Here is an 11,585-nt window from a genome sequence, read left to right as displayed (position 1 = left end):
CGGTAGCTTATTTTTTGGCTTGCTGCTCTTTTTGCCAAGTCAAATCGAGAATGTCTTCCACTTTGACCGGTTTGTCCAGAGCTTTTTGGGCAATCATAATGTCGGAGATTTCCTGCATCCGTTTAATTTGATCCGGAGTGATTTCCCAGTTGAACGTTTGCGATTGGATCGATTCCTTGATGACGGTCGTCGCTTTCACTTCGCCGTTTTGCGTTTTGAACGATTCGCCTTCGATGAAGCGCTTCGTAATGAATTCGGCCGATTTTTGCGGATCCTTCTGCAGCATGCCGATTGCTTCCTTCTGCGCGTCGAGCATCCGGTTGACGGCATCGCGGTCTTTCTTCAGCACGTCGTCAGTCGTAATGACGACCATGCAAGGGAACGGCCATACTTTGCCGATTTCATAAATTTGCGTAACCGGGGAAGTCAGCTGGGCCATGCGCGAGTAAGGCTCGAACACGAAAGCCGCGTCAACCGCGCCGCCGGCCAGGGATTGAATCGCTTGAGCCGGTTCGGCATATACCATCTGCAAATCTTTGTTGGTCAGCTTCGCTTGCGCCAGCGTAACGCCGTTCAAGACGATATCGGCGGTGCTGCCTTGTTTTTGCGAGGCCAGCTTTTTGCCCTTCAGGTCTTCGATCGTTTTAATGCCGCTGTCGTTGCGGACGAGGATGCTGTGAAAGCCGAGCTGGGCGCCGCCTACCACTTTCAGGCCGGCTCCTTTGGAAGCCCAGGTGACCGCGTTCGTAAATCCGAGCACGCCTGCGTCCACTTGATTGCCGACCATTGCTTTGATCAGGTCGGTGCCGCTCTCGAACGGCTGCATTTTGACGTTGAGTCCATGCTTCTCGTACAGCTTGGCATCAAAGGCGAGCATCGCTTGCGCATCGTCCATTACGTTCAAATAACCTACGGTCAGCGATTTGACTTCCTTCTTCGGGTCGGCCGCTTGCCCGCCGGCGCCTTGCGTCTTGTTGCCTTCCGCGCCTTGCTTTGCGCCGCCGCATGCGGTAACGAACAGCATCATGGCCGCGATGGCCAAAATGGCCCAAAAACGAGCGGGCTTGGCGTTTCTTTTGTTTGGTTGATCCATCGTTTCGATATCCCCTTCGTTCTTCAATTCCTACTATTTTAATAGGTTTTATTATAAAAATTTACTGCTGTTCCGTCAAGAACAATTTTCGCCATCTTCGCAGCCAAAGGGGAGGCGAGCAGGGAAAGGTGTCCGGCAGCGATTTGAAACGACACTTCTTTTCCCTATATAATGGGAAGCAATAACGATTGCAAAACAACAAACAAGAGGAGATGGACCGATATGTTGAGTCCGGCATTGTTGGACAAGCTGAACGACCAGATGAACTACGAATTTTATTCTTCCCAAGTTTACTTGGCTATGGCCGCTTATTGCTCGGCTGAAAGCTTCGACGGGTTTGCCAACTTCTTCATCGTGCAGGCCGAGGAAGAAAAGTTTCATGCGATGAAAATTTTCCACTTTATCAATACGCTCGGCAGACGCGCGATCGTCAGCGGCATGAAAGATCCGTCCAACGAGTACGGCTCGCTGCTCGACGCTTTCGAGCAAGCTTACGAGCATGAGCAAACCGTGACGAAACGCATTTACGATTTGTCCGACGTGGCCTGGAACGAACGTGAGCATGCGACGATCAACTTCCTGAAATGGTTCATCGACGAGCAGGTCGAGGAAGAAGCGACCTTCGACAGCATCATCCAGAAGCTGCGCCGGATCGATAACGACAGCAACGCGTTTTATATGCTGGACGCGGAGCTGGCGAAGCGCACGTTTACGCCGGAAGCATAGACGGCAGGACGTTGCGGGAAAAAGGGGAAGAAGCTTTGCTCGTCAGCGAGCAAAGCTTCTTCCCCTTTGGCATTGTTTGCGGTCCGAACGGCCGAGGCTACTGCTGCAGCTCCCACCAGTTCAAGTAAGCGTAAGGATCGACCGTTTTCCACGGCGATACGTTCGTTTTGTATATGCCGAAGTGAAGATGGGTATCGAACATCCCTTCCGTTCCTTCCGGCCCGTATCCCGTATTGCCGACATAGCCGATCAATTGCCCTTTCTTCACGGTGCCGCCCATTTTCATGCCTTGGGCGTAACCGGAGAGGTGAGCATAATAAAACGTTGTGGAATCGTCTACCTTGACGGTCAGGCGCCATCCCCCGTATTGGTTCCAGCCGTAGTTGACGATCGTTCCGTCAAGGACGCTGTACACGGGCGTTCCTTTCGCCGCGAATATATCGACGCCTTCGTGCGCTCTTATTTCCTCGCCGCTGGGCGACCATGTGCGGACTTCCGCATAATTGTTCGTATAGGGCTGATAAGTACCCGGCTTTAGCGGAAACGTCCCGTTCCGGTAATTGGCCGGTCTGACCGGGATATGGAGCTTGTCGCCCACATTCAGTATGTTCGGGTTGGCGATATGCGGGTTCGCTTGGATTAAAGAAGATGTAGTAATGCCGAATTTGACGGAAATTTTCCAAAACGTATCGTTTGGCTGCACGTAATAAGTATTCGGATCGTCGGGAATTTGAATGACTTGACCCGGATAAAGCATCGAGGCGACGGACGGATTAAGGTTCGTCAACTGCTGGACGGTTATGCTGTTAGCGGTTGCAATTTTCCACAGTGTGTCCCCTTGCTTGACGGTATAGGGGGCCGCGTGGACCGTCGAGCCGATAAGCGATAGCCCGAGCAGCGCGCAGGTGAAAAGACTGAACGTTTTCTTCACTAAGCTGGTCACTCCTTATAGGACAGATAACTCCATCTTATAAGAAGGCCGGCATCTTTTTATAGTAGTAAGTATTGCCAATCGCTTCGGATCAAACGACCGATACGGTCGGCTCCAGCACGGTCAGCGTGTTTTGGACCGTGTTCAAATTTATTCTCGCTCCGATCGGGACGGCCGCTTTGAACCTGCCATGGGCGGTTGCCAGTCCCGCCATTAACGGTTTTCCTATCGGAACAAGCACGTCTTGGATGAGGTCCCGGTACGTCTCGCCGTAAGCGGGCGGACAGTTCGTGCATTCCCCCATGACGATGCCGAGGCAATCGTTCAATTTCCCGGACAGCCTCAGCCGGTTCAGCATCCGGTATACTTTGTTGATCGGCTCGTGGGTTTCCTCGAGGACAATGATCCGCCCCCGCGTAGGAATGTCGAACGGCGTGCCGATTGCATCCGTGAACGAGGTCAGGTTGCCGCCGACGAGCGGCCCCGTCACATTCCCGGCAACCAGACTTGCAAGCGGCATGCCCGGAGGATTCTCGATCACTCTCGTCGAGGTGATCGTCGAGGTGGCAGTAAAAAATTGGTTGTAGTCGTAGGCAGGCGTTGAGGTATTGAAATTGAGCAGCATCAGGCTTTGGAAGCTGATCAAATCGGCGTATTGGTACAACGCGTTAAGGAGCACCGTAATATCGCTGTAGCCCGATACGATTTTCGGATTGTCCGAAATGACGGCGAAATCGAGGTAGGGCAAAATGCCGGCCACGCCGACCCCGCCCCGTGTCGGCAATATCATTCTGACGTTCCGGTTGCGGAACATATTCATCAAGTCTTCCGCGCGCTCCCTGTCGCTTCCGGCCAAAAAGCCGGTAGAGTCGTATACGTGGCGGCCCAGCACGACTTTAAACCCGAGCTTTTGCAGCGTGGTCACTCCTGTTCGGATCGTGCTTTCTTCGAGCGGGGAGCCGAGCGTCACGATTCCTATCGTATCGCCTTGCCTCAAAATCGGCGGCCTGACTGCCATGGCCGTGTCCCCCAATGCGTTCGATTTTCATTTTGCTACTATATGCCGGCACGAGGAGCAATAGAACTTTCACCGGCGATGGAACTTTGCGGCCGATGCGGTGTCTATTTGGGTAGAGGTGAATGCAGGTTGAGCCATGACTATATGCGGCATGTCGTGCAAAGCGGCGATCCGGAAGCGCTGTTGAACGATCTGATGCAAACGTATGGGGAAGACGTATGGAAGTACGCCTGCTTCCTGACCAAACGCAGAGAGGCGGCCGACGATATCGCGCAGGACGTGTTCTGGAAAGCTTACCGGCATTTGCCGTCCTTTCGCGGGGAATGCTCGGTCAAGACGTGGCTGCTCCGCATAACGCGCCGTACCGCGCTCAATTATTTGCGATCCGCGTTCGTGCGCAAGGTGATGCTGGCCGGCTTGTTCGTGCCTTCCGGCTCGCACCGTTCCGCGGAGCACGCGGCGATGGACCGCCAGGCCGAGCGGGATGTGTGGGAGATCGTGCTCGGACTCCCCGGCAAATACCGCGAGGTGATCGTGCTGGATGCGCATTATGAGCTATCTTACAAAGAAATGGCGGACCTGCTCGGCATATCGGAGGGAACGGTCAAATCGCGGCTTCACCGGGCCAGAGCGAAGGTCGAACGGAAGCTGAAGGAGGATGAGGGCGAATGACGGAGGCTGGGCGGAGCGACAAGCCGGATTGGTATCGGGAATTGAAGCAATCGCCTTATCCCGAGAGCGGGATGAGCGGGGAGGCGGGGGAGCGAGTCGTCGGACGTCTGTCCGCGGGCGGCGGGATTCGGCGCACAAGGAAGAAGATGTCTGCGGGAGCGGCGCTCTCGCTGGCCGGCATCTTATCGATGCTCGCGATCGCCTGGATCATGGACTGGCCGGACATATACGGGACGGGTGACCGCTCTGCGAAGGGAGGGGATGGTATCGGGGCGGCGGCAACCGGTAACGAAAAAGGGAATGGCAAGGAATGGAATACACGAAACCTTTACACCGACAATAACGTCAAAATATTGGAGGCTGTTCCTGGAGGCGATTATGCCGCCGGATCGCCTGCCGGCTGCTGGTGGAATTTGTATGCTCCATTCGACCAGCTGAAGGACCGTACCATCCGGATAGAGGGGGTGCATCGCGAAAGCGGATACCGGCTCTCCGAGCTGGCGGAAACGAAAATTTCCGCAGTCGGAGCCGCCTACGGCTACAAGGCCGCAGGCGAGCAAGCGAGCGGCGAGATGACCCGCATTGCTACCCGTTTCGGCTTGCCGCTGCAAGGAGTATGGACGTTCGTCGTTTATTTGGACGGGGAACGGTATGCCGATGTCGTATTTGACGTTCCCGACGCTTCATGGGAGATCGGCCCGACGTTCAAGAGCGGCGCGTACGAGCTTAGGGGCGTGAAAGGGCGTCTCGGGCTTATCGATGCCGGCTTTAGGGCGGGAAAGCCGAACAAGTATATGTGGCATTTCTGGGGCAGGGAAGAACAGTTGGCCGGCGCGTTGAAGATCGAAGCGGTACGCCAGGGCTCCGACCGGATCGAGAATGTATTTGCCGCCGAACGGCCAGGCACTCCCTTGAACGGTGCGGATGCCGCGATTCCTTCCATGATGGCGCTGCCCGAGCCGGGCATGTGGCGTCTCATGGCTTTCGTCGACGGCACGCTTTGGGGCAGCATAGTGGTGAACGTGAAGTAGCCGGCTGCTAATGTTGCGATCGATTCCGGACTTCTACCGGATCGGCTCTGCTGTATTTCGTCTGCGATAATGAAGTATAATGAATCCCGAGCATAAACTTGACTTTGGGGGACCAGTATGGAATCGTTGACGGAAGTGTTGCGAGGGGCGGTAACGGCAGGCTCGTGGACGCAGGCTGTGCTCAGCCAGCCCAGGAAAGGGAGCGGGGCGGCCGCGGACAAGGTGAAAATCAAGCCGGTGCTGCTGAAAAGCGGGCTCCACTATCAGTTCGCCCACTACGCCGGAACTAAAGTGCAGCATGAGAATATAGCCCCGGAACAAGCCGCCGCGCGTACGGAGCAGCTGCTCCTCGAGCAATACAGGCAGGCGCTGCTGCAGACGAGCGAAGCCGACTATCATATCCTGTTCAACAAAAAGGGCGAAGCGGCCGTTCTGAAGAAAAAAGCGACGAAGCCGAGCGTCGAGCTGTCCCACAACCGGAAGAAACGGTACGTGCTGGAGGAAGGGACCCCGGTCCCGTTCCTGGTCGAGCTCGGCGTGATGAACGGGCAGGGCAAGGTGCTCGCGGCAAAATACGACAAGTTCCGGCAAATCAACCGGTTTCTGGAGATGATCGACGACGTCGCGCCCCATCTTCCGCAAACCCGGACGGTCCGCATCGTCGATTTCGGCTGCGGCAAATCGTACTTGACGTTCGCGTTGTACCACTACTTGAACGAAATCCGCAAGCTGGATTTGCAGGTAGTCGGTCTCGACCTGAAGGAAGACGTCATCCGCCATTGCAACGATCTGGCCGCAAGGCTGGGGTATGATCGTCTGCGCTTTCTCGTGGGCGATATAAGCCGGTATGACGAGCAGGACGAGGTAGATATGGTCGTCACGCTGCATGCGTGCGATACGGCTACGGACGCCGCCATAGAGAAGGCGGTAAGATGGGGAGCGGGAGTCATTCTTTCCGTTCCCTGCTGCCAGCACGAGCTGTTCGGTCAAATCCGCAATGAGGCGATGTCGCCCCTGCTCAAGCACGGCATTTTAAAGGAGCGCTTCGCATCGCTTATTACCGATGCGGCACGGGCGCAGCTGTTGGAGCTGCTGGGCTACAAGACGCAGGTGCTGGAATTTATCGACATGGAGCATACGCCGAAAAATTTGCTCATCCGCGCCGTCAAAGAACATAACAAGGGGCACATCGATAACGCGAAGGAACGGGCGGGGGCAACCGGAAGTCCGGCATCCGCCGAAGCGGCCGCCTATCGCGGATTCGCCGAAATGCTGGGCATTACTCCTTATTTGGAGCGGGCGCTGGCGGACAAGCTCGCACCGTCGTTTACACCCCCAAAGCGCGATGCCGGCCTTTGATGCCTGCACGCGTACTTTCGGGGCAGCTGCAATTCGATACGTAAAGAACGCTCGGAAGAACTGCCGGCGGCTATGCCGCCAAATCGGAGGGACAGTGGGTTCCCGCGCTACCAACAAAGGAATCTATGGAGGATTACGGAGTGGAAATGAAACCAACGAACGGCACGGAAAATCGGAGAACGACGTGGAAATGGACCCGTTTCCTGCAACCGCTGCTCATTGCGGCATGTTTGTTTTTGTGGCTCGTCCTGACCCCGATGGGTCAGCTCATTCATACGCTCGTCTGGTGGAAAACGCTGACCGTGCAGGAAGCGAACACCTATATCGCGATGTTCTCGATCGCGGCTGCGCTCGTCACTTTATTGATCAACCGGCGGCCGAAGGCGGACGGATGAAGGCGAGTTGGCGTATCGGATAAAACGACGAAGAAAACCGGACTCTGGCAGTCCGGTTTTCTTCGTATGGGACGGATTCGGCAATGGCGAAACAAATTCATAGTCGGATACCTCTGGCTCGACCGCAGGCGAGAATCTAAAGTTTTTCTTACCGAGCATTACGGAATTCGTAAGATCTTCTTTAGATTTGCGCCTCCAATTTCTTAAGGATTGCTCTTCATACTGGACATATTCCAGAGGACAGGCGGGAGAGCGATGAGAACAAACGTATATGTCATGTATGGGGGACAATCGCCGGAGCACGACGTGTCGTTGAAGACGGCGCTCGCGGTTATGAACCGGCTCGACCGGGACCGTTATCGCGTGTACCCGATCTACGTGGAGCCGGATGGCGCTTGGCGCGGGGGGAATGAGCTTGCGGAATGCTTGGACGATGTAGAGTCGCTCCGCCTCTCGAGCGGGGAGAGGTCGTCCATGGGCGGCATCCTGAAGCAATGGTACCAGGAAGACCGGAGCAATCATGTCGTATTCCCGGTTCTTCACGGTCCGAACGGCGAAGACGGCACTTTGCAGGGAATGCTGGAAATGCTGAACATTCCTTACGTAGGCAATGGCGTGCTTGCTTCCGCAGCCGGCATGGACAAAATCATGACGAAGCGGATCATGGAGCAGGCGGGCATTCCGCAAACCCCGTATACCGCATTTACCTTATATGAGTGGAACAAAGAAGCGGATCGTCTAATCCATACGATCGGATCGTCAATCGGATATCCCTGCTATGTGAAGCCCGCCAATATGGGCTCGAGCGTAGGCATAAGCCGCTGCGGAGACCGCGAGGAGCTGGAAGCTTCCATACGCGAGGCGTTCCGGTACGACCGCAAAATCGCGGTGGAGAAGGAGATTCCGGGCAGGGAAGTCCAAGTGGCGATCCTCGGCAACGACGAGCCGGTCTGTTCCGTCGCGGGAGAGTTCGAGCGGGAGCGCCATTTTTTCAGCTATGAGCGCAAATACTCGAGCGGCGTATTGACGAAGCGCATTCCCGCACGCTTGGACGACGAGGTGTACGGGCGCTTGCGGACGATGGCGCTTCAGGCGTTCCGGGCGTTGGACGGAGCGGGCTTGATGCGCGTCGACTTTTTCGTAACCGACAGCAATGAAATTATCCTGAACGAGGTGAACACGCTGCCCGGCTTTACGGAGAACAGCATGTTCCCGGCGCTGCTGACCTACGGCGGCCGACGTACATTTGCCCAATTGCTGGACGAACTGATCGGGCTTGCACTCGAGCGTTACAGGGAGAAGCGGGTTTGGCGGGACGGGAGGGCGGGAGCATGATTACGCGCACTTTGTCGCAACTGGCGGCTATGGCCGGAGCCGATCCGGTCGCCGATAGGCCCGAGCTGGTCGTGAAGGGAGTGTGCACGGATACGCGGAATATCGTCCCCGGCTCCTTATTCGTCCCCATAAAAGGACCTCGCTTCGACGGTCATCATTATGTCGCCGAAGCGTTGGACCGCGGCGCCGCCGCCGCACTGTGGGGCAGAGGGGAGCCGGGCCGTCCGGACCATCCGGCTGTTATGCAGGTGGACGACCCTTTGCTTGCTTTGCAGCGAGTGGCGCGGCAATACAGGCGTCAGTTGGCCGCGAAAGTAATCGGCATTACCGGCAGCAACGGAAAAACGTCGACCAAGGATATGCTGGCCGCGCTGTTGTCGACTATGTACCGGACGCATAAAACGAGCGGGAACCTGAACAATCATTTGGGCGTGCCGCTTACGCTGCTCGGCATGGAAGAGGATACGGAAATGGCGGTCGTGGAAATGGGCATGTCCGGCTTGGGCGAAATCGAAGCGCTGTCGACCATGGCCGGTCCGGATGCGGCGATTGTCACGAGCGTAAGCGAAGTGCACCTCGGGGATTTGGGCACAAGGGATCGGATTTTGCAGGCGAAGCTGGAAATCGTGAAAGGGATGCGCCCCGGCGGTCTGCTCGCCTATTGCGGCGATTATCCGCAGCTTGCGGAGGGAATAGCGCGGACCGGCTATCGCGGCGTACGCCAGTCATACGGGGTCGAGGAAAGCAACAGGCTCCATCCGGTCCGCTGGAGCGCCGATGACGACGGATTTGCTTTTCAGCTGGATGAGGAGGATCCCGAACCGTTCGCCGCTCCGATCCACGGCAGGCATCAAATGGTCAACGCGCTCGGCGCGATCGCGGTCGCCCGGCACTTCGGGGTGCCGGATCGGCTTATCCGGGAAGGGCTGCGGGGCGCGGCGCTAAGCGGGATGCGAAATGAGATCGTCCGTGCCGGGAGCTGCCTGATCGTCAACGATGCCTACAAATCGAATCCGAGCAGCGTCAGGGCCGCGCTGCAGACGTTGTACGATTTCCGCAAGCCGAAGCGCCGGATCGCGGTGCTGGGCGATATGGTGGAGCTGGGGGACGAATCGGAGCAGCTGCACCGCGGAATCGGCGGCGAGCTCGACCCCGGGCGGATCGATTTGGTCGTCACCGTCGGGGCGTCGGCCGCCCGAATCGCCGAAGCGGCGGCTCCCCGGTTCGCCGCAGGCCGCGTGGTCGTCTGCGCGGACAAAGCGGAGGCTTTGGATCGGCTAATGGAGGAGAGCTTGGACGACGCGATCGTACTGATCAAAGGGTCCAGAGTGCTGGGGCTGGAGCGGATCGTGGAGACGCTCCGCCGCAGGGAGGAGGGGCTATGATGAGTGCCGTCTCGGCTTCTTGTGTCCACTATACGGCGGAGCCTTCGACGTGGTCGGAAATTCGCCTCGACAGGCTGAAGGACAATATTCGCGAAATCCGGCATCGAATACCCGCGGGCTGCGCTTTTATGGCCGTTCTGAAAGCCGACGGCTACGGCCACGGCCTGCTCCAAACCGCGCGGGCCGCATTGGCGGGAGGGGCGGACGCAGTGGCCGTCGGCACGCTGCGCGAAGCGCTGCTGCTGCGGAAAGGCTCGATCGGCGGTCCCATTCTGGCCTTGACGCCGTGCGATCCGAGCGAGGCCGATATCGCGGCGGAGAACGGCATCTCCTTGCCGGTTTTTCAAGAGGAATGGTTTAAGGAGATGAGGCGCTGCAAAACGACTCGGAAACGGCTCCGCGTCCATTTGAAGATCGACACCGGCATGGGACGTTTCGGCGTCCGCGACGAGAACGAGCTGGAGCGCATCATACCGCTGCTTCGTGCGAACGACATTGTCGTGGAAGGCGTCTACACTCATTTGGCGACGGCCAATCAGGCGGACGAGAGCTTCGTCCGGGAGCAGCTTCGCCGTTTTAGAGAGATGCATCGCCGGCTGCGGGAGGCGGGCTTCGTCCATCCGATCGCGCATTGCGCCAACAGCGCGGCGGCGTTGCGCTTTCCCGAGCTTGCTCTGGACATGGTGCGGGTCGGCGCATCCCTGTTCGGGATCGTGCCTGTGGACGGCGATGCGGCGAAGACGATCGACATTCGGCTGATGCAGACGTTCTCGGTGCATTCGCGGATCGTTCATGTCAAACGGCTTCGGAAAGGGGAAAGCGTCGGGTACGACAAAACTTACACAGCGCCCGAGGATGAGTGGATCGCCACTTTGCCGATAGGCTATGCCGACGGCTTGTCCCGAGCGTGCAAAGGCATGTCCCTGCTCGTCGACGGGCAATGGGCGCCGATTGCCGGCAACGTGTGCATGAACCAGGTGATGGTCCGCCTGCCGGCGTATTATCCGAACGGCACTCGCGTCACGCTGCTCGGAGAGAACGGCGGACAGACGATTTCGCTGGAACGGATGGCCGAGGCGATCGGAACGATTCCCCAAGAAGTGTTGACCTTGCTCGGCGCGCGCATTCCGAGAGTGTATACGGAGTAATCCGGGCCGTATAGCGCAACGATTTCGCTGGAACGGATGGCCGAGGCGATCGGAACGATTCCCCAGGAAGTGTTGACCTTGCTCGGCGCGCGCATTCCGAGAGTATACACGGAGTAATCCGGGCCGTATAGCGCAAGTGTCTGCGCACCCTTTCCTATCGAAACAGAATCCCGTTTGCGGCCTAAGGTCGTGGCGGGATTTTTTTGTTCGAAGCATCATTCGCGTACAGAGATTCGCGTACAGAAGTGCATGTGCATGTCCCGCACGCAAGATCGGTGAGAGCTAGCCGCCTTTGCCTGCGCAGCGGGACCGACTCCAATCCCTCAAATAGCGGAACTGGCGTATGTTATTTAGCCCGGTCCAGGTGTCGATGGCAATATAACGGAAAACCTTGCCGCTATTCCGCTGTTCACGGTCATGTTCACCTTCAAAGATCGAGAATAGCGGAAGCTTGTTCCGTTAACCTCAAGAATATTGCGGAATTCGGGACAA

Annotated in this window: 12 protein-coding genes; 9 read left to right on the top strand and 3 right to left on the bottom strand. The window is 57.2% G+C overall.

The window, feature by feature from the left end:
• Positions 1-7: 7 nt before the first annotated feature.
• Positions 8-1,093 carry an ABC transporter substrate-binding protein gene (locus FE784_RS07970; RefSeq protein ID WP_246131942.1) on the bottom strand — a complete coding sequence of 362 codons (1,086 nt, stop codon included), beginning with the start codon at positions 1,091-1,093 and terminating at the stop codon, positions 8-10.
• Between the two features lie 222 nt (positions 1,094-1,315).
• On the opposite strand from FE784_RS07970, the gene FE784_RS07965 reads away from it, so the two are divergent.
• The gene (locus FE784_RS07965; RefSeq protein ID WP_139601611.1) at positions 1,316-1,819 is read left to right on the top strand and encodes a ferritin; all 504 of its coding nucleotides are present in this window, start codon (positions 1,316-1,318) and stop codon (positions 1,817-1,819) included.
• A gap of 97 nt (positions 1,820-1,916) precedes the next feature.
• Here the strand turns inward: FE784_RS07965 and FE784_RS07960 are convergent, their stop codons facing one another.
• Positions 1,917-2,750 (bottom strand): M23 family metallopeptidase, encoded by an 834-nt coding sequence (locus FE784_RS07960; protein WP_176706044.1) that lies wholly within the window; start codon positions 2,748-2,750, stop codon positions 1,917-1,919.
• A gap of 91 nt (positions 2,751-2,841) precedes the next feature.
• Positions 2,842-3,768 carry a S66 peptidase family protein gene (locus tag FE784_RS07955; protein WP_139601609.1) on the bottom strand — a complete coding sequence of 309 codons (927 nt, stop codon included), beginning with the start codon at positions 3,766-3,768 and terminating at the stop codon, positions 2,842-2,844.
• Between the two features lie 129 nt (positions 3,769-3,897).
• On the opposite strand from FE784_RS07955, the gene FE784_RS07950 reads away from it, so the two are divergent.
• The 8 genes from FE784_RS07950 to FE784_RS42790 all read left to right on the top strand — a co-directional run bounded on the left by FE784_RS07950 (position 3,898) and on the right by FE784_RS42790 (position 11,210).
• Positions 3,898-4,440, top strand: a complete 543-nt coding sequence (locus tag FE784_RS07950; RefSeq protein ID WP_342779080.1) for an RNA polymerase sigma factor — start codon at positions 3,898-3,900, stop codon at positions 4,438-4,440.
• On the top strand, positions 4,437-5,471 hold the full coding sequence (locus FE784_RS07945; RefSeq protein ID WP_139601608.1) for a DUF4871 domain-containing protein: 1,035 nt from the start codon (positions 4,437-4,439) through the stop codon (positions 5,469-5,471). The genes FE784_RS07950 and FE784_RS07945 overlap by 4 nt, the downstream gene beginning before the upstream one ends.
• A gap of 117 nt (positions 5,472-5,588) precedes the next feature.
• Entirely contained in the window at positions 5,589-6,830 is a 1,242-nt protein-coding gene (locus FE784_RS07940) for a class I SAM-dependent methyltransferase (RefSeq protein WP_139601607.1), read from the top strand.
• Between the two features lie 140 nt (positions 6,831-6,970).
• A complete protein-coding gene (locus FE784_RS07935) occupies positions 6,971-7,225 on the top strand; it encodes a hypothetical protein (protein ID WP_139601606.1) in 255 nt (84 codons plus the stop codon).
• A gap of 255 nt (positions 7,226-7,480) precedes the next feature.
• Positions 7,481-8,560, top strand: a complete 1,080-nt coding sequence (locus tag FE784_RS07930) for a D-alanine--D-alanine ligase (protein WP_139601605.1) — start codon at positions 7,481-7,483, stop codon at positions 8,558-8,560.
• Positions 8,557-9,945, top strand: a complete 1,389-nt coding sequence (locus FE784_RS07925) for a UDP-N-acetylmuramoyl-tripeptide--D-alanyl-D-alanine ligase (RefSeq protein WP_139601604.1) — start codon at positions 8,557-8,559, stop codon at positions 9,943-9,945. The genes FE784_RS07930 and FE784_RS07925 overlap by 4 nt, the downstream gene beginning before the upstream one ends.
• Complete coding sequence (gene alr / locus FE784_RS07920; RefSeq protein WP_246131941.1) at positions 9,942-11,093, top strand: alanine racemase; 1,152 nt, start codon at positions 9,942-9,944, stop codon at positions 11,091-11,093. The genes FE784_RS07925 and alr overlap by 4 nt, the downstream gene beginning before the upstream one ends.
• Before the next feature lie 21 nt (positions 11,094-11,114).
• Positions 11,115-11,210, top strand: a complete 96-nt coding sequence (locus FE784_RS42790; RefSeq protein WP_425465534.1) for a hypothetical protein — start codon at positions 11,115-11,117, stop codon at positions 11,208-11,210.
• Positions 11,211-11,585: the final 375 nt, after the last annotated feature.

The sequence above is a fragment of the Paenibacillus hemerocallicola genome, from assembly GCF_006265175.1.
Lineage (GTDB): Bacteria > Bacillota > Bacilli > Paenibacillales > NBRC-103111 > Paenibacillus_AB > Paenibacillus_AB hemerocallicola.
Note: the sequence above shows the minus strand (reverse complement) of the source record. Positions and strands in the feature narration are given on the sequence as shown.